This window comes from Streptomyces sp. NPDC051684, from assembly GCF_044453445.1.
GTDB lineage: Bacteria > Actinomycetota > Actinomycetes > Streptomycetales > Streptomycetaceae > Streptomyces.
The window spans coordinates 1-23,729 of record NZ_JBITCS010000049.1; the positions used below are offsets into that span (position 1 = coordinate 1).

Annotated in this window: 21 protein-coding genes; 11 read left to right on the plus strand and 10 right to left on the minus strand. The window is 71.6% G+C overall.

The features are described 5' to 3' along the window. Positions 1-88 precede the first annotated feature (88 nt). The 4 genes from ACIA8D_RS37115 to ACIA8D_RS37130 form a co-directional block, all read right to left on the minus strand. Positions 89-694 (minus strand): dihydrofolate reductase family protein, encoded by a 606-nt coding sequence (locus ACIA8D_RS37115; protein WP_399239053.1) that lies wholly within the window; start codon positions 692-694, stop codon positions 89-91. A gap of 89 nt (positions 695-783) precedes the next feature. Continuing rightward, complete coding sequence (locus tag ACIA8D_RS37120; RefSeq protein WP_399239055.1) at positions 784-2,226, minus strand: MFS transporter; 1,443 nt, start codon at positions 2,224-2,226, stop codon at positions 784-786. Further along, a complete protein-coding gene (locus ACIA8D_RS37125) occupies positions 2,223-3,188 on the minus strand; it encodes a nucleoside hydrolase (protein ID WP_399239057.1) in 966 nt (321 codons plus the stop codon). The genes ACIA8D_RS37120 and ACIA8D_RS37125 overlap by 4 nt, the downstream gene beginning before the upstream one ends. A gap of 127 nt (positions 3,189-3,315) precedes the next feature. Further along, positions 3,316-4,401 (minus strand): ADP-ribosylglycohydrolase family protein, encoded by a 1,086-nt coding sequence (locus ACIA8D_RS37130; RefSeq protein WP_399239059.1) that lies wholly within the window; start codon positions 4,399-4,401, stop codon positions 3,316-3,318. Positions 4,402-4,588: 187 nt separating this feature from the next. Here ACIA8D_RS37130 and ACIA8D_RS37135 point away from each other — a divergent pair, with 187 nt between their 5' ends. The 3 genes from ACIA8D_RS37135 (at position 4,589) to ACIA8D_RS37145 (ending at position 8,664) form a co-directional block, all read left to right on the plus strand. Beyond that, on the plus strand, positions 4,589-5,740 hold the full coding sequence (locus ACIA8D_RS37135; protein WP_399239061.1) for a glycerate kinase: 1,152 nt from the start codon (positions 4,589-4,591) through the stop codon (positions 5,738-5,740). Positions 5,741-5,871: 131 nt separating this feature from the next. After that, positions 5,872-7,812 carry a carboxypeptidase regulatory-like domain-containing protein gene (locus ACIA8D_RS37140; protein ID WP_399239063.1) on the plus strand — a complete coding sequence of 647 codons (1,941 nt, stop codon included), beginning with the start codon at positions 5,872-5,874 and terminating at the stop codon, positions 7,810-7,812. Between the two features lie 78 nt (positions 7,813-7,890). Then, entirely contained in the window at positions 7,891-8,664 is a 774-nt protein-coding gene (locus ACIA8D_RS37145) for an IclR family transcriptional regulator (protein WP_399239065.1), read from the plus strand. A gap of 5 nt (positions 8,665-8,669) precedes the next feature. Here the strand turns inward: ACIA8D_RS37145 and ACIA8D_RS37150 are convergent, their stop codons facing one another. Next, on the minus strand, positions 8,670-9,866 hold the full coding sequence (locus ACIA8D_RS37150; RefSeq protein WP_399239067.1) for a helix-turn-helix domain-containing protein: 1,197 nt from the start codon (positions 9,864-9,866) through the stop codon (positions 8,670-8,672). A 236-nt stretch (positions 9,867-10,102) separates the two neighbouring features. Here ACIA8D_RS37150 and ACIA8D_RS37155 point away from each other — a divergent pair, with 236 nt between their 5' ends. From ACIA8D_RS37155 to ACIA8D_RS37175, 5 genes are read left to right on the plus strand one after another with little or no spacing between them, the layout of a single operon-like run. Then, a complete protein-coding gene (locus ACIA8D_RS37155; RefSeq protein ID WP_399239069.1) occupies positions 10,103-10,933 on the plus strand; it encodes an ABC transporter ATP-binding protein in 831 nt (276 codons plus the stop codon). Further along, on the plus strand, positions 10,930-11,736 hold the full coding sequence (locus ACIA8D_RS37160; protein WP_399239071.1) for an ABC transporter ATP-binding protein: 807 nt from the start codon (positions 10,930-10,932) through the stop codon (positions 11,734-11,736). The genes ACIA8D_RS37155 and ACIA8D_RS37160 overlap by 4 nt, the downstream gene beginning before the upstream one ends. Continuing rightward, entirely contained in the window at positions 11,733-12,623 is an 891-nt protein-coding gene (locus ACIA8D_RS37165; protein ID WP_399239073.1) for a branched-chain amino acid ABC transporter permease, read from the plus strand. Before ACIA8D_RS37160 ends, ACIA8D_RS37165 begins: the two co-directional genes overlap by 4 nt. A gap of 40 nt (positions 12,624-12,663) precedes the next feature. Then, the gene (locus ACIA8D_RS37170; protein ID WP_399239133.1) at positions 12,664-13,740 is read left to right on the plus strand and encodes a branched-chain amino acid ABC transporter permease; all 1,077 of its coding nucleotides are present in this window, start codon (positions 12,664-12,666) and stop codon (positions 13,738-13,740) included. Continuing rightward, positions 13,737-15,011 (plus strand): ABC transporter substrate-binding protein, encoded by a 1,275-nt coding sequence (locus tag ACIA8D_RS37175; RefSeq protein WP_399239075.1) that lies wholly within the window; start codon positions 13,737-13,739, stop codon positions 15,009-15,011. The genes ACIA8D_RS37170 and ACIA8D_RS37175 overlap by 4 nt, the downstream gene beginning before the upstream one ends. Here the strand turns inward: ACIA8D_RS37175 and ACIA8D_RS37180 are convergent. Continuing rightward, positions 14,960-15,820 (minus strand): PaaX family transcriptional regulator C-terminal domain-containing protein, encoded by an 861-nt coding sequence (locus ACIA8D_RS37180; RefSeq protein WP_399239077.1) that lies wholly within the window; start codon positions 15,818-15,820, stop codon positions 14,960-14,962. The genes ACIA8D_RS37175 and ACIA8D_RS37180 overlap by 52 nt on opposite strands. Before the next feature lie 108 nt (positions 15,821-15,928). On the opposite strand from ACIA8D_RS37180, the gene ACIA8D_RS37185 reads away from it, so the two are divergent. The 3 genes from ACIA8D_RS37185 (at position 15,929) to ACIA8D_RS37195 (ending at position 20,087) form a co-directional block, all read left to right on the plus strand. Then, on the plus strand, positions 15,929-17,101 hold the full coding sequence (locus tag ACIA8D_RS37185) for an LLM class flavin-dependent oxidoreductase (RefSeq protein WP_399239079.1): 1,173 nt from the start codon (positions 15,929-15,931) through the stop codon (positions 17,099-17,101). Further along, the gene (locus ACIA8D_RS37190; protein WP_399239081.1) at positions 17,101-18,147 is read left to right on the plus strand and encodes a zinc-binding dehydrogenase; all 1,047 of its coding nucleotides are present in this window, start codon (positions 17,101-17,103) and stop codon (positions 18,145-18,147) included. The genes ACIA8D_RS37185 and ACIA8D_RS37190 overlap by 1 nt, the downstream gene beginning before the upstream one ends. A gap of 155 nt (positions 18,148-18,302) precedes the next feature. Then, on the plus strand, positions 18,303-20,087 hold the full coding sequence (locus ACIA8D_RS37195; RefSeq protein ID WP_399239135.1) for an ABC transporter ATP-binding protein: 1,785 nt from the start codon (positions 18,303-18,305) through the stop codon (positions 20,085-20,087). Positions 20,088-20,311: 224 nt separating this feature from the next. Here ACIA8D_RS37195 and pssA read toward each other — a convergent pair whose 3' ends face one another. The 4 genes from pssA to ACIA8D_RS37215 form a co-directional block, all read right to left on the minus strand. After that, positions 20,312-21,115, minus strand: a complete 804-nt coding sequence (pssA, locus tag ACIA8D_RS37200; RefSeq protein WP_399239083.1) for a CDP-diacylglycerol--serine O-phosphatidyltransferase — start codon at positions 21,113-21,115, stop codon at positions 20,312-20,314. 37 nt (positions 21,116-21,152) lie between these two features. Then, positions 21,153-21,809, minus strand: a complete 657-nt coding sequence (locus ACIA8D_RS37205; RefSeq protein WP_399239085.1) for a phosphatidylserine decarboxylase — start codon at positions 21,807-21,809, stop codon at positions 21,153-21,155. A 193-nt stretch (positions 21,810-22,002) separates the two neighbouring features. Continuing rightward, positions 22,003-23,208, minus strand: a complete 1,206-nt coding sequence (locus ACIA8D_RS37210) for an acyl-CoA dehydrogenase family protein (protein ID WP_399239087.1) — start codon at positions 23,206-23,208, stop codon at positions 22,003-22,005. 2 nt (positions 23,209-23,210) lie between these two features. Beyond that, positions 23,211-23,723, minus strand: a complete 513-nt coding sequence (locus ACIA8D_RS37215) for a MaoC family dehydratase (protein ID WP_399239089.1) — start codon at positions 23,721-23,723, stop codon at positions 23,211-23,213. Positions 23,724-23,729 lie beyond the last annotated feature (6 nt).

Sequence of the window (23,729 nt, forward strand, 5' to 3'; positions counted from 1 at the left end):
CGACGCTCCGCGTCGCCTCCCTCCTCCGCCTTGCGATCGCACGCACCAGGCCCCGCTCCCTGATCCGGCCTGATCCAAACGACAAGCCCTAGCCCTCGTACACCCCGTACGCCGGCATTCCGGCCGTCTCGAAGACGTGCACGGACAGTCCGCCCGCCGTCGAGCGCTGGCTGAGGAGGTGCAGGCCCGCCGGGGTGCCGCCGTCCGGGAACAGGCGGCGGCCCCGGCCGACCACGACCGGGGCGATCGCGAGCCGCAGTTCGTCGACGAGGCCCGCCGCGAGCAGCGACTGGGCGAGCCGTGAGCTGCCGTGGATCTGCAGTTCACGGCCGGGCTGCTGTTTCAGGGCGTCGACCTCGGCGGCGATGTTGCCCGCCAGGATCGTCGTCGGGTTCCAGTCGGCCCCGGTCAGGCTCTGCGTGGCGACGTACTTCGGCAGACCGTTCATGGTCTTCCCGAAGGGGTGGTCGGTCATCGTCGGCCAGTCACGCGCGAAGTTCTCGTACGTCCGGCGCCCGAACAGCAGCCCGTCCGCCCGGCCGAGCCAGTCCTCGGAGATCTCCATGAACTCCTGGTCCACGTACGGCACGAACCAGCCGCCGCGCGTGAACCCGTCGCTCGTGTCCTCGTCGGGGGAGCCGGGCCCCTGCGACACCCCGTCCAGGGTCAGGAACTGCTGCACCACCAGCTTCATCGAGCACCGCTCCTTCGTAGGTCGGCAGATCGGTAGGTCGCCGCCTCAGCCTGCCGGACTGACGGGGTGCGCGCACCGCGATCCGTGTTTCAGTCCGTGGCCTCCGCGTGCACCGGCTTCGGGATCAGCAGCGACGTGAACAGAGCCGCCACGATGAGCACGAGGCCCGCCACGACGCCGGCGCTGTAGCCGCCGACCGAGGTGCCGCCGGAGGGCGCGACCGAGTCCATCGCCGCGTACAGGACCACGAAGCTGAGGCCCGCGCCGAGGTTGAAGCAGCCCGCGTTGAGGCCCGGCAGGAAGCCGGGGTTCTCGGGCGGGGAGAGCACGATGCCGAGGCCGTTGAGCATGATGTTGGCCATGCCCGCGTAGGTGATGCCCAGCAGGATCGACACGGCGAGGAGCAGCCCCGAGGAGTCCGTCTGGAGTGTCAGCAGGGCCAGGACCGTGGAGACCGCCGTGGCGATCAGGCCGGTGCGCAGGACGCGGCCGTAGCCGAACGTCGCCGCGAGGCGTCCCGAGATCGGGCCCATGGCGAGGCCCGCGAGCGCGTACGGGGTGAGCGTCCACCAGGTCGCGCCCTCGGCGCCGAGGCCGAGGCCGACGGAGGTGTCCTGCGCGAAGCCCGGCAGCAGACCGTTCATGATCGCGAAGACGCCGGTCATGGTGAGCATCGTCGACAGCAGCAGCGACCAGGTGGCGCGGCGCTTGAGCAGATGCGTGGTGACCAGCGGGTGCGCGGAGCGGTTCTCCATCCGCCAGAACGCCCAGAACGCGAGCCCGGCCACGACCAGGAGGCCGATCGCGAGCGGCCAGTTCGCGGCGGCCAGCTTGCCCGCCTCGTTGAACGCGATCAGCAGCGCGCCGACGGAGATCACCAGGAGCAGCACGCCAGGCCAGTCCATGGGCGGCCGCTCGCTCGCCCGCGACTCCGGGGCGAAGAGGCGCACGAGCACGGCCGAGAGCACCGCGAAGGCGGTCATGACCCAGAAGATCGACGCGTAGCCGTAGTGCTCGGCGAGCGAGCCGCCGGCGAAGGAGTCGACGCCCGCGATGCCGCCGTTGACGGCGGTGACGATACCCATCAGGGTGCCGTACCGCTTCGGCTCGGGGACCTCGACGCGCAGCATGATCAGCGCGAGCGGGATCGTCGGACCCGACGCGCCCTGGATGACCCGGCCCACGGCGAGCATCCCGACGGAGGTCGCGAGCGCGGAGATCACACACCCGACGGCCATCAGGACCATCATCCCGGTGAGCACCTTGCGGCGGCCGATCAGATCGCCGAGGCGCGGCAGGAAGAGCGAGAACAGCGCGGCGGCCGTGAAGAACGCGGTCTGCGTGACACCGATCGCGGACGCGGTGGTGTCCAGCTCGTCCGCCATCGTCGCGAGCGCCGGGCTGAGCATCGAGGCGTTGAGCTGGAAGGCGAAGCTGGCCGCGAGCAGCGCGACCATGAGGGCGCCGATCCGGACCGGGCGTCCCGCGTCGGGTCCGCCGGCCGAGGAGTGGGGGGAGGCGGCGACGTTCATGCTGCGGGCGCCCCGTTCCCTTCGGGCTCGCCGATCCGGACGAGCGCGTCGACCACGAGGTTCCAGAACCGCTCGTGGTCCAGGTCGACGGCGACCTGGGTGTGGCAGTCCTTGGGCGCGGGCGCGCGCAGGTCGGTCACGGTCATGCCGAGCGTGAGGGAGCCGCGCAGCTCGATGTCGACGGGCGCCTTGCGGACGGTCATGACGCCGGGGTCGATGACGTACGCGACGGCGCACGGGTCGTGCACGGGCGGGTGCTCGAAGCCCTGGTTCTCGCGGTAGGCCTCGCGGAAGAAGTCGAGCAGCTCGAGGACGAACTGCGCGGGCTTGGTGCCCACGGCGGCGATCTTCTTTTCCACCTCGGGGGTGGCGAGCGCCTGGTGGGTGAGGTCGAGCCCGACCATGGTGACCGGCCACGACTCGTTGAAGACGATGTGCGCGGCCTCGGGGTCGATCACGATGTTGAACTCGGCGACCGGGCTCCAGTTGCCCTCGTGGTAGCCGCCGCCCATCAGGACGACCTCGCGCACCCGCTCGACGATGCGCGGCTCCTTGCGGGCCGCCAGGGCGATGTTGGTCAGGCCCGCGGTCGGCACGATGGTGATCTCGCCCGGCTCGTGCGCCATGACCGTGTCGATGATCAGGTCCACCGCGTGCCGCTCGTCGAGCGCGAACGCGGCGTCCGGGAGATCGGGGCCGTCGAGCCCCGTGTCGCCGTGGATCTCCGGCGCAGTCTCGATCGTACGGATCAGCGGCCGCGGGCAGCCCGCCGCGAACGGCACCCCGGTGATCCCGGCGATGGCGGCCACGGAGAGGGCGTTGCGCGTCACCTTCTCCAGGGTCTGGTTGCCGACGACGGTGGTCACGGCGACCAGCTCGATGTCGGGATTGCCGTGCGCGAGCAGCATCGCGACCGCGTCGTCATGACCCGGGTCGCAATCGAGGATGATCTTCCTGGCCACCGGTTCGAGCCCCTTTGCTCTGGTTACAGAAACTGTCCATGGAAACATCCCCTGTCGCCACAGGAGATGTCAACGCGCGTAGATGTGAGATGTGCGCAGGACTTGGGGTGGGGCAGTGGTGCGGGGCTCAGGCCCGCGTCAACGCGGCCGTCCGCTCGGCCAGTTCACTGATGCGTACGCCGTCGAAGCCGAAGACCGCGCTGCGGACCCGGTCCTCCAGGGGCTCGGTCCACTGCGTGGGAATCGCGGCGGCGCCGCACAGCACCCCCGCGAACGAACCGGCCGTCGCGCCGTTGGAGTCCGTGTCGAGGCCGCCCCGGACCGTCAGGGCCACGGTCCGGGTGAAGTCCCCGTCGCCGTACAGCAGCCCGGCGGTGAGCACCGCGGCGTTCGGCACCGTGTGGATCCAGCCGAGCCCCGCCGTCTCCTTGGCGACCGTGGCCAGGGTCTCCTCCCAGGTCAGCCGCGAGTCGTGCAGGGAGGACGTGCGGCGTACGACGCGGGCCAGGCGGCTGCTCGCCGGGATGACGGCGAGCGCGGCGTCGAGGGCGGCGCGCGGGGTCGGCGCGGTGAAGGCGGCGGAGATCAGGGCGGCCGCCCACATCGCGCCGTAGACGCCGTTCCCGGTGTGCGAGAGGACCGCGTCGCGGCGGGCCAGGGAGGCGGCGCGGCGCGGGGCGCCCGGGCTGGTCCAGCCGAAGACGTCCGCACGGATCAGGGCGCCGATCCACTCCTGGTGGGGGTTGTCGTACGTCGCCGTGAGCGGCGGTTTCAGGCCGTTCGCGAGATTCCGGTACGTGGCCCGCTCCGCCGTGAACGTCTGGAGGTAGGGCAGGCGCAGCAGCCACACCTCGCCGACCTGCTCCGTCGTGAACGCGAAGCCGTGGGTCTCCAGGAGGTGCAGGCCGAGCACCGCGTAGTCCACGTCGTCGTCGCGGCAGCTGCCGTGGATGCGGCCGCGCACGCACTGGCGCCACTCGGGGCGCAGTGCCGACGCCACCTCGTCCGACGGCGGTTCGGGCAGATAGTCGGTCAGGGGCAGGGCCTCGGCCTGCCGCAGATAGCGGTCGATGCGCTCGCGCGTCCACACCTCGCCCTGCTCGACCGGCTTGCCGAGCATGTTGCCGGCGATCCGACCGAGCCAGCCGCCGAGCACACGGTCGGCGAGGGCGTGGTCAGTGAGATCGGTGAGCCGCGGGCTCGTTGGCGTCATGAGACCGGTGTACCCGCTTTTGAAGATCAACGGTCGTGCTGGTTTGCGGCTCTTTGTGCGAATATTCCGGCCGCCGTCGCCGGTCCGGGGACCGGACGGCCATGGGCAGCGGACCCCTCCTGCGGTTAAGGTCGCAGCGGCGCGACTGCCTTGCCTCGGCAAGGCGCAACAGCAAGGGGAGAGCAAGGTGGCGGACGCTGCACAGGCCGCGCGGCACGTGTTGATCGCGGCGGACAAGTTCAAGGGCTCGCTCACCGCGGTGCAGGTCGCACAGCGTGTGACGGCGGGTCTGCACCGGGCCGCGCCGGAGGTCACGGTGGAGTCCGTGCCGGTCGCGGACGGCGGCGACGGGACGGTGGCGGCGGCGGTCGCCGCCGGGTTCGAGCGCCGCGAGGTCCCGGTGACCGGCCCGCTCGGCGAGCCGGTCGTCGCCGCGTACGCGCTGCGCGAGGGCACGGCCGTCGTGGAGATGGCGGAGGCCTCCGGCCTCCAGCTGCTGCCCGAGGGCGAGTTCGCGCCGCTGACGGCGACGACGTACGGGTCCGGCGAGGTGATCACCGCCGCGCTCGACGCCGGCGCGCGCTCGATTGTGTTCGGCGTGGGCGGCAGCGCCACGACGGACGGCGGCGCCGGGATGCTGTCCGCGCTCGGCGCGCGGCTCCTTGACGCGGAGGGCGAGCCGGTCGGTCCGGGTGGCGGCGCCCTCGCGGATCTCGCCTCTGCCGATCTGTCCGGGCTCGACGCGCGCCTCGCCGACGTCGAACTGGTTCTGGCCAGCGACGTCGACAACCCGCTCACCGGCCCGAAGGGCGCGCCCGCGATCTACGGTCCGCAGAAGGGCGCCACCCCGGAGAACATCGCCGAGCTGGACACCGCGCTCACCCACTTCGCCAAGGTGCTCTCCGAGTCGATCGGGCCGAAGGCGCTCGAGTACGCGGAGTTGCCGGGCGCCGGCGCCGCGGGCGGCATCGGGTACGGGGCCCTGGTCGGGCTCGGCGCGAGTTTCCGGCCCGGCATCGAGGTCATGCTCGACGTCCTCGGCTTCGCGCCCGCCCTTGAGCGGGCCGACCTCGTGATCACCGGTGAGGGCTCGCTGGACGAGCAGACGCTGCACGGCAAGGCGCCCGCGGGTGTCGCCTCGGCGGCGCGGGCGGCGGGCGTCGAGGTCGTCGCCGTGTGCGGGCGTCTCGCGCTGGCGCCGGAGGTGCTGGGCCGGGCCGGGATCCGCCGCGCGTACGCGCTCACCGATGTCGAGCCCGACGTGGCGCGGTGCATCGCCGAGGCGGGGCCGATCCTGGAGGACGTGGCGGAGCGCATCGGGACGGACTTCCTGAGCTGAGCTGGGCCGAGCTGAGCGGAGCTGGGGCCGCCCGGTCGGGGGGCGGTTCGGGGTGACGTGGGTCATGCCGTTCCACTCAGCGGAACACGCGGGGCCCGGTCGGGCCGCCACCGGCTGGTAGCAAGGGACCCATGACGACGAGCGGCCAGATGGCCGGAGCCGGAGCCGGACGACTGACCGGGTCCGGGGGACACGACAGGATCTCCGCGCCGAGCAGGTCCCATCCGGGTACGTCCCATCTGGCCCAGGTCCGGCGGGAGTTGCTGACCGTACGGCCCCACGCCACCGCGCACTGGGGTGCGTTGCGGGCCGCGTTCGGCATCGCGCTCCCGGTGGGACTGCTGCTCGCGTGCGGGCGGCCGGAGTGGATCGGTTACGCGTGCTTCGGCTGTTTCGTGGCCGTGTACGGGCGGCACGCCACCTGGCGCGCCCGGCTCGAGACCCAGCTGGGCGTCGGCCTCGTGCTGACCGTGACCGCGGTGCTCGGCACCGCGGTCGGTGTCACCCGGCCCGACGGCCCGGTGACCGCGGCGCTGCTGCTGTGCGTCTCCGGCCTGGGCCTGCTGCTCGCGAAGCGGCACGGCTGGGCGCCCGCCCCGTCCGTCTTCCTGGTCTTCGCGGCCGGGGCGACCTCCTCGATGCCGGTCACCGCGGCCGACCTGCTGCCCGCCCTCTGCGTGACCGCCGGATCGGCGGCACTGGGCGTGGCCGTCGGCCAGTTGGGGCGCCTGCTGCCCGCGGACCCGCGGGAGCGCGGCGGGCGGACACCCACCACCTACCGGTCCCTGCTGCGCGGCCCCGGAGCGTTCCGCGAGCTCGCCGGTTACACCGCAGGCCCGTTCCTGGCAACCCTGCTGGCCTCCTGGGCGGGCTTCGGCCACCCGTCGTGGGCGGGGGTGGCGGCGACCATCCCGCTGGCGGGAGCGAGCGCCGCGGCCCGGACCGCCCGCGGCGCGCTGCGGTTCACGGGCACGCTCGCGGGGATCGTGGTGACGTACCTGGTGCTCGACGGGAACCCGTCCGCCTGGGTGCTGTGGGCGGTCTCCGTCGCCGCGATGCTCCTCGCGGAACTCTTCATCGCGCGGCACTACGGCATCGCCGTCATCGGCATCACCCCGACCGCGCTGCTGACCAGTTACCTCGCCGCTCCGCAGCCGCTGCGGCCGATGCTCACGGACCGGGTGGTGGAGACCGCCGTGGGCGTCCTCGTCTCCCTGTTCGTCCTGGGGGTGGCGGCGAGGGTGGGGCGCCGGGAGGGGGCGGTGGCGGGGCCGGGATCCGGCTCTGAGCCGACCGCCCCCGGAGTTCGCGGACGGGTGCTGGGGCCGGGCGGGATCCCCGTGCCCGGCGCGGTCGTCACGCTGCTCGCCCCCTCCGGTGCTCAACTCGGCCGAACCGACGTTCGTGACGACGGCAGCTACGTCCTGGAGGCGTCGGCCGGCGGTGACCACGTCCTGGTCGCCTCCGCCTGCGGTCACGAGCCCCGGGTCGCCTCGGTGCAGGTTCCTGCGGCCGGGGAACCGCTCACCTTCGCCCTCGTACTCACCAGCACCAGTACCAGCACCACCACGGGCGGCCTCTTCGGCACCGTACGGGCCGACGGGCTGCCCCGACCGGGCGCGCTGGTGGTCGCCACGGACGAGCGCGGCAAGGTCGTCGGCTCGGCCAGGTCCGCCGAGTGCGGCGGCTACCGGATCGCCTCGCTGCCGCCCGGCACCTGCACCGTGGCGACCAGCGCGGACGGCTGCCGCCCCGCCGCAGTCCGCGCCACGGTCACCGGCGGCGCCCCGACCCGCCAGGACACCGAGCTGCGGCCCGCGGCCACCGTGCGCGGCACCGTGCAGGCAGGCGGCGGCGTCCCGCTGGCCGACGCCCGGGTCTCCCTCCTGGACGGGTCCGGAAACGTCGTCGCCGCGCACACCACCGGCGGCGACGGAGCGTACGCCTTCACCGGCCTGGAAGCGGCGGGCTACACCCTCGTCGCCGCCGGCTACCCGCCCGCGACGGCCGGGTTCAGGACCGGCGGGACGGGCAGCGCCACCGTCGACCTCGTCCTCCAGCACGCCGACTGACCCGCGGCGGCGCGGTGCGCGGCGGCACCGCACGGCTCATACGGGATCATGACGTCCGGACGACACGGAGGCAGGCAAGTGGAGCGTACGGAAGCGCACCGGCCCGAGGCGGGCGGTGTCCTCGGCAAGGCGCAGGCGATCCTGGAAGCCTTCGCCCCCGACGACCAGCACCTGAGCCTCTCGGAGATCGCCCGCCGCTCCGGCCTCGCGAAGGCGACCGCGCACCGGCTGGCCCAGGAGCTGCTCGGCTGGGGCGTCCTGGAACGCCGGGGCGTGGAGTACGGCCTCGGGCTTCGCCTGTTCGAACTCGGTCAGCGCGTACCGCGCCAGCGCATCCTGCGCGACGTCGCCCGCCCCTACATGCAGGACCTGTACCAGGCGACCCACGAGACGATCCACCTGTCGATCCCAGACGGGCGCGAAGTGCTGTACCTGGAGAAGGTGTTCGGCCACGGGCAGGTCGCCTGGCCGTCCCGGGTGGCCGGGCGGATGCCGCTGCACGGGCCCGCCACCGGGAAGGTGTTCCTCGCCTTCGGGCCGCAGTCGCTGCTCGAAGAGGTCCTGGCGGAGCCCCTGGAGCGTCTCACGCCGTACACGGTGAGCACTCCGAGCGCCCTGCGCCGCGAGGTCTCCCGCGTCCGCGAACAGGGCTTCGTCGTGGAACGCGAACAGGCCCGCGTGGGCTACGTGAGCGTCGCCGTCCCGCTGCACGGCGCGACCGGCCCGGTGATGGCGGCCCTGTCGATCACGGCACCGGTGGGGCGCGCGAAGGAAGCGGAGCACGTCGCCCTGCTCCAGGCCGCGAGCCGCCGCTTCGGCCTCTCCATCGGCGCCGCGCAGCAGGGGAGGTGAGCGTCTCACCCCGGTGACAGGCGGTACGCGTCGAGGGCCAGCGTCATCTCCATCAGGTCCCGCGGCCGCGACAGCGAACGCGACGTCAACTGCTCCAGCCTGCGCAGCCGGTTGAAGACCGTGTTGCGGTGGCAGTACAGGCGGCCCGCGGCCCGCCCCGCCGAGCCCTCGCACGCCAGCCACGCGTCCAGCGTCTCCAACAGGACGGCGCGGTCGGCCGGTTCGAGCGACAGGAGCTCGCCGAAGACGCCCGCCACCAGGCGCTGCGCCAGGTCCGGCTGGCTCACCACGAGCGCCGTCGGCATCCGCTCGTCCAGGCGGACCACGCCCGTCGTGTCCGGAGGGCAGGTGCGCAGCGCGAGTTCGGCGAGGCGGCGGGCGTGGCCGAGTTCGGCGAGCCCCTTCACCACCGGGCTGACCCCGCCGGGGCCCGGGCAGCGGCCGTCGAGCAGCGCCGCCAGGTCGTCCAGCGTGCGGCCCGCCCCGAGCGCCGCGACGCCCACCTCGCAGTCCGCCCGCATCCGCCACACGAACCGGAACCGCTCGTCCTGGATCCGCCGGTGGAACGCCTCGCGCCCGCCCTGCCGCTCCACCCGGAGCACGACGACCACGTACGGGCCGTGCTCGGGCAGGTCGAGGCCCGCCGCCGCGCGCGCCGCGAGCCCCGGCGCCGGACGGCCGTCCAGGAGCGCGTCGAGCAGCGCCTGGGTCTGTTCGTCGGTGCGGCGGCGCAGCTCCAACTCCGTTGCCCGGTACGCCTCGGAGGCCGCCTCGGCCTGTGCGTCGACCGCCGCCCACACCATCGTCGCCGAACGCATCAGCGCCTTCAGGCGGGCCGGTTCGCCGCCCGCGCTCTCCATCAGGGCGTCCCACACCAGATAGCCCGCGTTGCGGTAGGCGTGGATCAGGAGGTCGAGCGGCAGGCCCTGCCCGGCGCGGCGTCGGCCCGCGTCCTCCGCGTACTCCAGGTCCCTGCGCGGCGAGTCGCGGGGCGCCGAGATCGTCTCGATGCCGATCCGCATCGCCTGCTCCGCCTCCCGCCACTGGGCGTCGTACGGCAGCACGCGCGCGTAGACGTCCGAGTACGCGAAGAGCTGCCGCAGATGCTCGTCGACGAGCTCCGGCACCCGGTCGAGCAGCGTGCCGCAGGCCTCCTTGAGCAACTGCCAGTCCTGGCCCGTACGGTGCTTGCGTGCGCCCATCGCCCCTCCCCAACGAGCCGTAAAGCGACGGCAAAGAGCTCACCCGCTTGTGCGGAGGATGCCACCCGCCCCGCGTCACCGGCAGGCCCCTGACACGCGGTCTTGTGCGCGGGCACAACGGGGACGGGCGGGCGCTGGGCCCGCGCAGCGATTCGCGGGCCGCCCGTGGACGGGCCGTCCGCGCGGTGCTGTCGTGAGCGCCACCGGTCCAGGGAGGGACGCACACAGTGACCGATGTGAGCAAGGCAAACGAACCAGGGCTCGTCGTCGACGGCGTGTCCGTCGGCTACGGGCCCGTCCGCGCGCTGCGCGGCGTGACCCTGGAGGTGCCGGCACGCTCCGTGGTCGCCGTGCTCGGCGGCAACGGCGCGGGCAAGACGACGCTGCTGCGCGCCGTCTCGCGCACCCTCGGCTTCCACGGTGGGGCGGTGACCTCCGGCACCGTGGACTTCGGCGGGCGCCGGATCGGCGGCCTGTCCGCCGACCGCGTGGTGGCCGCCGGGGTCTGCCAAGTACCGGAGGGGCGGCGGGTGTTCGCGCGGATGACCGTCGCGGACAATCTGCGCGCCGGGGCGCTCGGCTCGCACGGTTCGCGGGCCGACAAGGCGGCGGCGCTGCGGCGCGTGCACGAGCTGTTCCCCGTGCTCGCCGACCGGGCGCAGCAGCGGGCCGGGCTGCTGTCCGGCGGCGAGCAGCAGATGCTCGCGGTGGGCCGCGCCCTGATGGCCGCGCCGAAACTGCTGCTCCTGGACGAGCCGTCGCTGGGCCTCGCCCCGCTGATGGCGGCCCGGATCGCCGACACGATCCGCGAGATCAACGCGCAGGGCGTCTCGGTCCTCCTCGTGGAACAGAACGCGGCGCTCGCCCTGCGCCTCGCTTCGCACGCCTACGTCCTGGAGGTCGGCGAGATCACCCTGCACGGCCGCGCCGACGAGCTCGCGGGCTCCGACGAGGTGCGCCGTCGCTACCTGGGCGTGGTCGACGAGACGGCCGCGTCGGACGCCGCGGCCGCCACCGGCGGGGCCGCGCACACGCCGACGCTGAGCCGTTGGGGAGGCGCGCGATGACCGACGTACCGCCCCTGCACGTCAGGGACCTGACCGTACGGTTCGCGGGCCTCACCGCCCTCGACGCCATCGGCCTGACCGTGGAGCCGGGCACCGTGCACGCCGTCATCGGACCGAACGGCGCGGGCAAGTCCACGACCTTCAACGTCCTGTCCGGCGTCTACCGGGCCACCTCCGGAACGGTCCGCCTCGGCGAGCGCGAACTCACCGGACTGCCCCCGCACCGCATCGCCGAACTCGGCGTCGCCCGCACCTTCCAGAACCTCGCGCTGCCGCCGCACACCACGGTTGCCGACAGCCTGCTGCTCGGCCGGCACCGGCTGACCCGCGCGGGCTTCGTCACCGCGGGGCTGCGGCTGCCGTCGGCGGCCCGCGAGGAGCGCGCCCACCGCGAACGGGTCGCGGAGATCGCCGCGTTCGTCGGTATCGCCGACCAACTCTCCACCCCCACGGGCTCGTTGCCGTACGGCGCGCAGAAGCTCGCCGAACTCGCCCGCGCGCTGTGCATGGAGCCCAAGCTGCTCCTGCTCGACGAGCCGGTCGCCGGCATGACCGCCGACGAACGCCGCCGCACCGCGGCCGTCATCGCGGGCGTCCGCGACAGCCTCGGCATCTCGATCGTCCTGGTCGAGCACGACATGGGCGTCGTCATGCGGCTCGCCGACGAGGTGACGGTCCTCGACTTCGGCCGCCGCATCGCGGGCGGACCCCCGGAGCGGGTGCAGAACGACCCGGCGGTGGTCCAGGCGTACCTGGGCACGCCCGAAGAGCCGCAGGACGACGCCGGAGGACCACAGGCATGACCACGTTTCTCGAACTCCTCATCAACGGCGTCTCGATGGGCTCCGTCTACGCCCTCATCGCGCTCGGCTTCGTCGTCATCTTCCGGGCGACCGAGGTCGTCAACTTCGCCCACGCGTCGCTGCTGCTCGCGGGCGGCTACGTCATCGCGTCGCTCCACGACGACATCGGGTTCTGGCCCGCGGTCGGGGTCGGCATCGCGGCCGCGGCCGTCGTCGGCGCCGCCGTCGAATTCCTCGTGATGCGGCGCTACCGGGGGCGCGACCACAGCGTCCTCGCCATCGTCACCATCGGCGTCGACATTCTCCTGACCACCGAACTCACCCGCCGCCTCGGCACCGACGTGCTCGCCATGGGCGACCCGTGGGGCGACGCCGTGCTCACCGTCGGCGGGGTGTCGATCGCGCACACCCGGATCGCCGCGTTCGCCGCGGCGGCCCTGCTCATCACCGCGTTCCTGCTCACGTTCCGCTACACCTCGTGGGGCGTCGCGATGCGCGCCGCGGCCGAGAGCAGCGAGACCGCCGCGCTGATGGGCGTACGGCTCGGCCGGGTGTCGCTCGGCGCGTGGGCCGTGGCGGGCGGGCTCGCCGCCGTCGCCGCGCTGTTCCTCACCGTGTTCCCGACGCCGGGGCTCGAACGGGCCACGTCGCTGGCCGCGCTGAAGGCCTTCCCCGCCGCGATCCTCGGCGGACTCGACTCCACGACCGGCGCGCTCGTCGGCGGGCTCGTCGTCGGCGTCACCGAGTCCCTCGCCGCCGGCTACCAGAGCGAACTCGCCTTCATGGGCCGGGGCCTCGGCGACCTCGCGCCCTATCTCGTGATGACCGTGATCCTGCTGCTGCGGCCCTCGGGGCTCTTCGGGACGAAGGAGCTCGCCCGTGTCTGACGTACTCGCCTCGGATACCGCATCGGCCAAGACCCGTACCATGTACGGCAGTTCGGTGCGCGCGCTCCTGTCGCGCCGCCGTACGTACCTCATCGCGGCCTGCGCCCTTCTGCTGCTGGCCCTGCCGTTCTACCTGGACCGCTTCTGGTTGCAGGCGGGCCTGTTCGCCATGGCGGCGGCCATCGGCGCCATCGGGCTCAACCTGCTGACCGGCGCGACCGGGCAGCTCTCCATGGGCCACGCCTTCTTCCTCGCCGTAGGCGCCTACGGGTACTGCGTGTTCGCGGGTGAGCGCGGCCAGTCGCTGAACGGGCTCGGGCTGCCGTCCTGGCTGGCCGCCGTGCTCGCGGTGCTCGTGGCGGGTGTCGCGGGCGGCCTGTTCAGCCCCATCGCGGGCCGCCTCAAGGGCGCGTACCTCGGCATCGCGACCCTCGCGCTGATCTTCATCGGGCAGCACGTCCTGTTCAACGCCGAGGACCTGACCGGCGGCGCCAACGGGCGCGACGTACCCGCCATGAGCCTGTTCGGCCTCACCTTCGACGAGAGCGAACTCGCCGTCGCCGGTGTGCCGTTCGGCGCCTCCGAGAAGCTCTGGTACCTCGGACTGCTGCTCACGCTCGGCTGCGGACTCTTCGCCCGCGGCGTGCTGCGCGGCCGGCCGGGGCGCGCCCTCAACGCGATCCGAGACCACCGCATCGCGGCCGGGGTGCTGGGCGTCCCGGTCGCCCGCTACCGCGGCTTCGTCTTTGTGCTTTCGTCGATGTACGCGGGCCTCGCGGGCGTCCTGCTCGCGCTGGTCTTCCAGCGGACCGTGCCCGACTACTTCGGCATCACGCTCTCCCTCGAATACCTCGCCATGATCGTCATCGGCGGCCTCGGCTCGGTGGCGGGCGCCGTCGTCGGCGCCGCCTTCGTCTCGCTGCTTCCGCAACTGCTCACGCGCTACAGCGACGCCCTGCCCCTCGTCTCCGCGCCCGGCACCGGCGGCGTGGCACCCGGCGAGGCGTCCCGCTATCTGTACGGCGCCGCCGTCGTGGCGGTGGTCCTTTTCCTACCCGGCGGACTTGTGCGGCTGACCCGCCAGCGCGCCAGGAAACACCCTCAGGAGGACGCATGAACCCAAGGAACCGCCGCACCCGGACGCTCACGGTGACCGCCGTGGCCACCCTGCTCGCGCTGACCGCCGCCTGCAGCTCCAAGGCCAAGGACGACGACGGCGACAAGCAGAGCGCGGGCGGCGTCAAGACCGGCAAGGGCATCACCGGCAAGACCATCAACCTGGGCGTCCTCACCGACATGACCGGCGTCTACGCGACGCTCGGCAAGAGCGTCACCCAGGCGCAGCAGCTGTACGTGAAGCAGTTCAACGCCGCGGGCGGCGCGTGCGGCTACAAGGCCAAGCTCACCGTGCGCGACCACGGCTACGACCCGCAGAAGGCCGTCGCCGGGTACACGGAGCTGGCGCCCGATGTCCTCGGCTTCCCGCAGTTCCTCGGCTCGCCGTTCGTGGCCGCCGTCAAGCAGCGCATCGACGGCCAGGACAAGGCGGTCGTGCTGCCGCAGGCCTGGTCGGCGCATCTGCTCGGCAGTAAGTACGTGCGCGTCATCGGCTCGACGTACGACATCGAGACGGTCAACGCGATCGACTTCCTGATGAAGGAGAAGGGCCTCAAGAAGGGCGACAAGCTCGGCCACGTCTACTTCGAGGGCGACTACGGCGAGAACGCGCTCCAGGGCTCCAAGTACATGGCGGAGAAGGCCGGGTTGACCGTCGTCGAGCAGAAGATCAAGCCGACCGACAACGACATGACCGCCCAGGTTGCCGCCCTGAAGAAGGCCGGCGTCAAGGGCGTCGTGATCAGCGCCGGCCCGCGTCAGGCGGCCTCCCTCGTCGGCGTCGCGGCGGCGGCGAAGCTGAACGCGCCGATCATCGGCAACAACTCGGCGTACTCGCCGCAGCTGCTCGGCACCCAGGCGGCCCCGGCCCTGCTCAAGAACTACTGGGTCGCCTCGCCCTCGCTGCCCATCGGCGCGGACACCCCGGAGGCGAAGAAGCTGGTCGGCGACTACAAGAAGGCGTATCCGAAGGACTCCCTCGACAACGGCGTCGTCGCGGGCTGGACCGCCGCGGCCGTGTTCGGCGAGGCACTGAAGAAGGCGTGCGAGGACAAGGACCTCACGCGCGAGGGCGTCGACAAGGCGCTGCTCTCCCTGAGCGACTTCGACAACGGCTTCGGCGTCGCCCAGGACTTCTCCGTCCCCGAGGCCCCGTCCTCGCACGAATCGGTGATCCTGCAACCCGACAAGTCGGCGGTCGGCGGCATGAAGGTCGTGCGTCAGCCCTCCGAGTCCGAGGAGGCCAAGGGCTTCACTCCGAAGGTGAGTTGACGCCAGAACGTGTCGGCGGGCGCCCGCAGCGCCCGCCACGCGTCGACGAACAGCCGGGTCGCGTCGCGGCCCGGCCAGTCGTGCGGCAGCAGTGCGTCCGGCAGCCGCGGGTCGCGCTCGAACGTGGTCCGCCAGGCGTGCACGAGCCGCGTCCGCGCGACGAAGGCGGCCTCCGGCTCGCGCACCCGCCCGGCGCGGTCCTCGAACCGCGCCAGAAACTCCTCGTGGGCGCGCCGCACCTCACCCAACTCCCATGTTCTGCGCACGAGTTCGGCGTCGTCCTCGGTCCGGCACGTCAGCCACAGGGCGTGCGGCGCGAGCCCCTGTTCCCGCAGCAGCCCCTTCAGTGCGGGTACGCCGCCGGGGTCGGCCGCGCACCACAGGCCGGCCCCCAGCGAACCGAAGCCCTCGAACGCCAACTGCTGCTCCACCAACGCCCGTTCGCGCCACCCGTCGGCGGGCGGACGCAGCAGCAGCTGCTGCCACGCGCCGTTCCACGGCGTCGGGTCCACCGCCCGCTCCAGGCGGTGCGTCCACGCCGTGAGCAGCCCTACGAGCCGGGGTTCCAGCAGCAGCAACGTGTGGCGCCCCGCCCGCTGCGAGCGCAGCCAGCCCTCCTGTGCGAGCCGGCCGAGCGCGCGCCGCGCCGCCGCGTCGGCGATCCCGCACGCGCCAAGGGCTCCCACGACGGCCCCCGCGGCCACCCGCTGATCGCCCGGGTACCGCACGTACTCGCCGAGGACGGTGAGCGCGAGCGTCCGCGCGCTCGGTGAGCCGTCGTGGTGCCGCCGCGTCCTGGGACTCTCCAACGCCCGATGCCTCTCCGTGTGTTGACCTCTCGGCCGCGCCGATATAGGACGTAAGAAGTGCAAGCCTCGACCTTATGTCCTACGTCCCGCACGGCGAAAGGCCTACGAGTGCAGCAGGCACCTCAACTCCCCGCCCGGTTCGGAGCGTTCCTCGCCCCGTACCACGGGCTCGACGGCAGCCCCTCCCTCCGGATCCGCCAGGACCTCGACCTGGTCCGCGCCCTCGACGACCTCGGCTTCGACGAGGCGTGGATCGGCGAGCACCACTCCGCCGGCTACGAGACGATCGCCTCGCCCGAGGTGTTCATCGCCGCCGCGGCCGAACTCACCCACCGGATCCGCCTCGGCACGGGCGTCAACTCCCTCCCGTACCACCACCCGCTGATGCTCGCGGACCGCCTGCTCCAGCTCGACCACCAGACGCGCGGGCGCGTCATGCTCGGCGCGGGCCCCGGCCAGCTCGCCTCCGACGCCTTCATGATGGGCATCGACCCGATGAAGCAGCGCGACATGATGGCCGAGGCGCTCGACGCGATCGTCCGTCTGGTGCGCGGCGAGACGGTGACGGAGAAGACCGACTGGTACGAACTAGCCGACGCGCGCTGCCAGTTGGGCCCGTACCGCCCGGACGTGGGCCTGGAGTCGGCGGTCGCCTCGACGGTCTCGCCCTCGGGCTCGGTCCAGGCCGGGCGGCACGGCGTCGGCCTGCTCTCCCTGGCGGCCGGCGACCCGGCCGGCTTCGCGGCGCTGCGCGGCAACTGGGAGGCGTACGAGAAGTCCTGCGTGCGGCACGGACACATGGCGGACCGGTCCGCCTGGCGCCTCGTCGTCCCCATGCACCTGGCCGAGACGCGGGAACAGGCCCGCGCGGAGGCGGCGCACGGGGTGCGTCACCTCGTCCGGTACATCGAGGGCCTGTCGGGTGCGACGCTGCCGTGGGGCCGCGAACCCGGCGACGCGGTACGGCAGTTCACCACGGACGGCTTCCCCGTCTTCGGTGTCGCCACGATCGGCACACCGGACGACGCCGTCGCCCGCGTCGAGGCGCTCGCCGAGGAGTCCGGCGGCTTCGGCACCCTGCTCCTGCTCGACCTGCCCCTGGCCACACCACAGGCCAAGCGGCACTCGTACGAACTCTTCGCGGACCATGTGGTGCCGCACTGCACCGGGGTGAACGAGCGGCGCGCGGCGTCGATGGCGTGGGCGCACACCAACAGCGAACGGTTCGTGGGGGCGATGCGCGCGGCGGTGCAGGCCGCGGTGGACCGGGGTGCGTCCTGATGCGCGCCGCCGTGCTCCGCGACGGGAACTTCCACGTCGCCGACGACGTGCCCGAACCCGTACCGGGCCCCGGGCAGGTGCTCGCGGCGCCCCTCGCCACCGGCATCTGCGGCTCCGACCTGTCCGCGGCCCGGCACACCGAGGACTTCCTCAAGGCGTCCCGCGACTCGGGTACGGAGAGCTTCCTCTTCGACCCCGACGCCGACCTCGTCCTCGGCCACGAACTGTGCGCGCGGGTGCTCAGCCCGGGGGAGTGGGAGGGGCGGATCGTGGTCGGCCTGCCCTGGGCTGTCGACGCGGGCGGCACGGTGCGCACCGTCGGCTACGCCACCGACTTCCCCGGCGGATTCAGTGAGCGCGTCGTCCTCACGCAGGCCGCGCTGATCCCCGTACCGGACCATGTGCCGCCGCACGTGGCGGCGCTCACCGAACCCCTCGCGGTCGGCTACGGCAACGTCGCGCGGGCCGATCCCCGGCCCGGTTCGGGAGCCGTCGTGACCGGGGCGGGGCCCATCGGCCTCGGCGCGCTCGCGGCGCTCCTGGAGCGGGGCGTGGCACCGGTCGTGGTGTCCGAACCGTCCCCGCGCAGACGGGAGTTGGCACGCCGCTTCGGAGCGCACGTGGTGGTGGACCCCGCGGTCACCGACCCCTTCGACGCGTGGCGGGAGGCTTCGGAGCAGGGCCAGTCGCTCAAGGTGCTGGAGTGCTCGGGACGCGCCGGCATGCTCAACGAGATCCTGCACCGGGCACCCCGCGAGACCCACGTCCTGCTCATCGGCGCCTGCATGACGGAGGACGTCTTCCGGCCCGTGGTCGGCCTCTACAAGGACATCACCGTCACCATGTGCATGGCCTACCCGCCCGACGAGTTCGCGCGCACCCTGGACCGGATCGCGGACGGCACGGTGGACGCCACCGCGCTCATCACGGGCGAGGTGGGCCTGGCCGGTGTCCCCACCGCTCTCGCCACCCTGTCCGCCCCCGACGACCACGTGAAGGTCCTGGTCCGCCCCGGCCTCCCCGGCACGGGACTGCACGGCACGTGACGCGCCCGCCGCCGACCCGGCCGATATGCATGCCCTGACTCCGAAAAGGCGTGGACCGACCACCCTCCGTCACGGGACACTCCGATTCCCGGCCCCCACCACGGCCGGAAGCCCACACCTTCCAACACCCAAGGGACGGGATCGGATTGACCTCATTGCGCGAAGTGCCACCGAGTCGCGGCTCGGTACTGCTCGCACTCCGCTACTACGGACGGGAACTGGCGCGCGCACGCCGGTTCGCGGTCCCCGCGATGCTGCTGCCCGCGCTCGGCAACATCGGCATCTTCTACCTCGCGCCGCTCGTCGTCGCCAAGCTCGTCGGTCACCTCGCCACCGGCGGCGAGCGCGGCATCCACGCACTGCTGCCGTACGTCCTCGTCTTCGCCGGTGTGCTCCTCGCCGCCGAGGCGCTGTGGCGCATCGGGTTCCACTGCATCAACCGCCTTGAGGCGGGCGCCATCTCCCGCCTGTACGTCATCGGCATGGACGAGCTGTACGCGAAGGACGCCACGTTCTTCCACGACAACTTCGCCGGTGCGCTCACCAAGCGCGTCCTGAGCTTCGCCGCGCGTTTCGAGGAGTTCGCCGACGTACTGATCTTCAACGTGATGGCCAGCTTCGTGCCGATCGTGTTCGGCTCGGTGGTGCTGTGGCGCTACGAGCCGTGGCTCGTCGTCGTGCTCCTGGCGATGATCGCGATCACCGGTCTGTGCGTGCGGCCCCTGATCCGGCGCCGCCAGAAGCTGGTCAACGCGCGCGAGGCGGCGTTCACCCACATGTCGGGGCACGTCGCCGACAGCCTCATGAACATGGAGACGGTCCGCGCCTTCGCCGCCGAGGAGCGCGAGGCCGCCGAGCACAGGGAGCGGGTCGCGGACGCGCGCGGCCACATCCTGCGCGCCTGGGACTACGGCAATCTGCGCGTGGACACCCTCGTCGCGCCGCTCTCCGTGCTGACCAACGCGCTCGGGCTGCTGCTGGCCGTCGCCCTCGCGGGCAACGGCCGGGGCGTCGAGGCGATCGTCGTCGCGTTCACGTACTTCTCGAACGCGACCCGGATCATGTTCGAGTTCAACCAGATCTACCGCCGTCTGGAGCGCGCTATGACGGAGGCGGCCCAGTTCACGGAGCTGCTGCGGGACAAGCCGAAGGTGCTCGACCCGGCCGAGCCCGAGGAGCCGCAGGGGTCCGTGGCCGCCGCCGTCCGCTTCGAGCGGGTCGCGTACACGCACGCCGGCGCGGAGCCGCTGTTCACGGGGCTCGACCTGACGGTGCCCGGCGGTACTCGGCTGGGTCTGGTCGGCCGCTCGGGCGGCGGCAAGACGACCCTCACCCGCCTCCTCCTGCGGATGATGGACATCGACGCCGGCCGCATCCTGATCGACGGCCAGGACATCTCCCGGCTCCGCCAGGCCGACCTGCGGTCGCTGATCGCGTACGTCCCCCAGGAGCCGGCCATGTTCCACCGCACCCTGAGCGAGAACATCGAGTTCGCCCGGCCGGGGGCGAGCGCGGCGGAGGTTCGGCGGGCGGCGGAGGCGGCCCACGTGACGGAGTTCGCCGACGGGTTGCCTGACGGCTTCGACACGATGGTCGGGGAGCGCGGCATCAAGCTCTCCGGCGGCCAGCGGCAGCGGGTCGCGCTCGCCCGCGCGATCCTCCGGGACGCGCCGATCCTCCTCCTGGACGAGGCGACCAGCGCGCTCGACTCGGAGAGCGAAATCCTGGTGCAGGAGGCGCTGTGGCGCCTCATGGAAGGCCGCACGGCCCTGGTCGTCGCCCACCGCCTGAGCACGGTGGCGGGCATGGACCGCCTGGTGGTCCTGGACCACGGCCGCATCGTGGAGCAGGGCACCCACACGGACCTCCTGGCCGCCCACGGCACCTACGCCAAACTCTGGTCCCACCAGTCGGGCGGCTTCCTGGAGGAGGCGGCCTAACCCCCGGTGCCGCCCTTTCAAGCCCCTGCGGCGCTTGAGCAGCGGGGTGCGGGGCGGAGCCCCGAGTCCGCAACCGCGGCGCAGGTAAATCAAGCCCCTGCGGCGCTTGAGCAGCGGGGTCCGGGGCAGAGCCCCGCGGCCGCAACCGCGGTGCCGGGGACACAGAAAGGGCGATGGGCCCGAGCCAAGAAGGCTCGGGCCCATCGCCCACACGTTCCGCCGGGCTACGGCAGCTGCGCTGCCCGCGCCTCACGCCGGTTACCCCGGAAATTGTTCACACGCCGCGCCGTGGCGAAGAGCGGAATCACCGCACCGAGAACCACCTGCAACGTGCAGCCCATCGCGAGCAGCAGCTGCCCACCGGGCGCGTCGAACGCCCACGCCGCCAGCATGGCCATGCTCAGGACGATCCAGCCCAGCATCGCCACCGCGAGCCGCCCCCGCGGCTTCGGGTACTCGACCCGGCTGACCATGAGCCACGCCGTACCGATGATCGCGAGGAGCGTCGCCACGAAGGGCAGCTCGAGCAGCACGATCGAGACGACCGTCAGCGCGCCGAACGGCGACGGCATCCCCTGGAACGTGCCGTCCTTCACGGTCACGCACGAGAACCGCGCAAGCCTCAGCACCACCGCCAGCAACACCACGATGGCCCCCACCGCGGCGACTCTCTGGTGTGCGTCGTCGGCGACCATGCCGTAGACCAGCACGAAGTAAGCAGGAGCCAACCCGAAGCTGATCAGGTCGGACAGGTTGTCCAGCTCCGCGCCCATCGGCGAGGACCGCAGCTTGCGCGCCACCAGACCGTCGAACAGGTCGAAGATCGCGGCGGCCAGCATCAGGATCACGGCGGTCGCGGCGGAGTGCCGCGCCATGCCGGAGTCCGCGCTGCCCTGGATGTGCGGGATCAGGATCCCGGTCGTCGTGAAGTAGACGGCCATGAATCCGCACGTGGCGTTGCCCAGCGTGAGGGTGTCCGCTATCGACAGCCGAAGCGACAACGGCATTTCTTCCGCGTCGTCCGCCATGTCCGGGTCATCGGCCCACGCCGAAGTCTCAGGATGATCAGTCACGGTCAATTCGGGTCACCCCAGCCACCGTCTTCTGCCCGACCTCGACGTCGGCCTCGACGCCCTCGGGAAGGTAGATGTCGACTCGCGAACCGAAGCGGATCAGGCCGATCCGCTCGCCCTGCTCGACCTTCGTGCCCTGGGGGATGTAGGGCACGATGCGGCGGGCGACGGCACCGGCGATCTGGACCATCTCGATGTCACCGAGCTCGGTGTCGAAGTGCCACACCACCCGCTCGTTGTTCTCGCTCTCCTTGTTGAAGGCGGGAACGAAACCACCGGGGATGTGCTCGACCGACGTGACGGTGCCCGCGAGCGGAGCGCGGTTCACGTGCACGTTCAGCGGGCTCATGAAGATCGCGACGCGGGTGCGTCCGTCCTTCCACGGCATGATGCTCTGCACCACACCGTCGGCCGGGGAGATGACCCGGCCATCGGCGATCTCGCGCTCGGGGTCGCGGAAGAACCACAGCATGCCGGCCGCCAGAGCGGTGGTCGGGACGGCGAGTGCTGCTGCCTTCTTGGAGCGGCGCGAGCGCGCCAGGCTGAGGGCAGCCGTGGCGACGGTCGGGAGAAGCCACGGCGAGGCTCCGCGCGCAAGACGTCCCTTGAGGACGCCGTCGCGTGGTGCAGAGATTTGGCTGTGGGGCATGGATGACCTTCGTAGCGGATGAGGCCGCGCAGTTTACGGGGGACGGCGGCTTTTCCGGGGATGCTATCGGTTGCGAGCCACAACTGGGCAAGCCAGGAAGCCACATCGGACGGCAGGCATCCCCCGGAGCGCGCCTACGGGATGTGATCTTCTTCGCGAAGAAACACCCCGTAAACGGACATCTTGCCCAGGATCAGCCTTGGGATCGATACTCCTCGAGGAGCCGACGACCAATGATCATTTTCTGGATCTCGGCGGTACCTTCGCCGATCAGCAGCATCGGTGCCTCGCGGTAGAGGCGCTCGATCTCGTACTCCTTGGAGAAGCCGTAGCCGCCGTGGATCCGGAACGCGTCCTCCACGACTTCCTTGCAGTATTCGGAGGCCAGGTACTTGGCCATCCCTGCTTCGAGGTCGTTACGTTCCCCGGAGTCCTTTTTGCGTGCTGCATTGACCATCATCGCATGGGCGGCCTCGACCTTGGTGGCCATCTCGGCCAACTTGAACTGGATCGCCTGGTGCTGCGCGATGGGCTTACCGAATGTGTGCCGTTGCTGCGCGTAATCGACACCCAGCTCAAATGCACGCTGCGCGACGCCGCAGCCACGCGCGGCGACATTCACGCGGCCGACTTCCACCCCGTCCATCATTTGGTAAAAGCCCCGGCCGGTCTCCCCGCCCAGTACGCGATTGGCCGGAATGCGCAGGTCATCCATGATGAGTTCGGTCGTGTCGACGCCCTTGTAACCCATCTTGTCGATCTTTCCGGGGATGGTCAGGCCCGGACGGACCTCGCCGAAGCCGGGTTCCTTCTCGACGAGGAACGTCGTCATCGACTTGTGCGGCGCGGAGCCCTCCGGGTGACCTTCATCACTTCGCGTGAGAACCGCCACAAGCGTTGACGAACCACCGTTCGTCAGCCACATCTTCTGGCCGTTCAGAAGGTAACTGTCGCCGTCCTTAACCGCCTTTGACGTGATGGCCGACACGTCGGAGCCAAGTCCCGGTTCGGACATGGAGAATGCGCCGCGCACCTCGCCGAGCGCCATGCGGGGCAGGAAGTGGTCCTTCTGCTCCTGCGTCCCGTGCTGCTTGAGCATGTAGGCCACGATGAAGTGGGTGTTGATGATGCCGGAGACCGACATCCAGCCGCGCGCTATCTCCTCCACGCACAGCGCATAGGTGAGCAGCGACTCGCCCAGACCCCCGTACTCCTCGGGAATCATCAGCCCGAACAGGCCCAACTCCTTGAGCCCGTCGACGATCTGCTGCGGGTACTCGTCGCGGTGCTCGAGTTCGGTCGCTACCGGGATGATCTCTTTGTCGACGAAGTCCCTGACCGTGGAGAGGATTTCCCGCTGCACATCGGTCAGGCCGTGGGTCTGGGCGAGTCGGCTCATGGCTACTTCTCCTGCGACTTAAGTTCCGGGCGGCCGGGCTGTTCGCCGCCGCGCTCCTTGATGTACGTCTCGGTGGGCACCATCACCTTGCGGCGGAAGACGCAGACGAGCGTGCCGTCCTGCTTGTAGCCCTTGGTCTCCACGTGCACGATTCCGCGGTCCGACTTCGACCTGGACGGCGTCTTGTCCAGGACCGTCGTCTCGCCGTAGATGGTGTCGCCGTGGAAGGTCGGCGCCACGTGCTTGAGCGACTCGATCTCCAGATTGGCGATCGCCTTGCCGGAGACGTCCGGCACGGACATCCCGAGGAGGAGCGAGTAGATGTAGTTCCCGACGACGACGTTCTTTCCGAAGTCCGTCGTCTTCTCCGCATAGTTCGAGTCCATGTGGAGCGGGTGATGGTTCATCGTCAGAAGACAGAACATGTGGTCGTCGTACTCGGTGACCGTCTTTCCGGGCCAGTGCTTGTAGACGTCCCCGACGGTGAACTCTTCGTAAGTGCGGCCGAACTGCATGGTGTC

Coding starts and splice junctions, on each gene's coding strand:
- ACIA8D_RS37205 (WP_399239085.1), bottom strand. CDS start 21,809: ATGCCCCACAGCCAAATCTCTGCACCACGCGACGGCGTCCTCAAGGGA.
- ACIA8D_RS37140 (WP_399239063.1), top strand. CDS start 5,872: ATGACGACGAGCGGCCAGATGGCCGGAGCCGGAGCCGGACGACTGACC.
- ACIA8D_RS37215 (WP_399239089.1), bottom strand. CDS start 23,723: ATGCAGTTCGGCCGCACTTACGAAGAGTTCACCGTCGGGGACGTCTAC.
- pssA (WP_399239083.1), bottom strand. CDS start 21,115: ATGGCGGACGACGCGGAAGAAATGCCGTTGTCGCTTCGGCTGTCGATA.
- ACIA8D_RS37160 (WP_399239071.1), top strand. CDS start 10,930: ATGACCGACGTACCGCCCCTGCACGTCAGGGACCTGACCGTACGGTTC.
- ACIA8D_RS37175 (WP_399239075.1), top strand. CDS start 13,737: ATGAACCCAAGGAACCGCCGCACCCGGACGCTCACGGTGACCGCCGTG.
- ACIA8D_RS37170 (WP_399239133.1), top strand. CDS start 12,664: ATGTACGGCAGTTCGGTGCGCGCGCTCCTGTCGCGCCGCCGTACGTAC.
- ACIA8D_RS37120 (WP_399239055.1), bottom strand. CDS start 2,226: ATGAACGTCGCCGCCTCCCCCCACTCCTCGGCCGGCGGACCCGACGCG.
- ACIA8D_RS37130 (WP_399239059.1), bottom strand. CDS start 4,401: ATGACGCCAACGAGCCCGCGGCTCACCGATCTCACTGACCACGCCCTC.
- ACIA8D_RS37115 (WP_399239053.1), bottom strand. CDS start 694: ATGAAGCTGGTGGTGCAGCAGTTCCTGACCCTGGACGGGGTGTCGCAG.
- ACIA8D_RS37210 (WP_399239087.1), bottom strand. CDS start 23,208: ATGAGCCGACTCGCCCAGACCCACGGCCTGACCGATGTGCAGCGGGAA.
- ACIA8D_RS37165 (WP_399239073.1), top strand. CDS start 11,733: ATGACCACGTTTCTCGAACTCCTCATCAACGGCGTCTCGATGGGCTCC.
- ACIA8D_RS37150 (WP_399239067.1), bottom strand. CDS start 9,866: ATGGGCGCACGCAAGCACCGTACGGGCCAGGACTGGCAGTTGCTCAAG.
- ACIA8D_RS37190 (WP_399239081.1), top strand. CDS start 17,101: ATGCGCGCCGCCGTGCTCCGCGACGGGAACTTCCACGTCGCCGACGAC.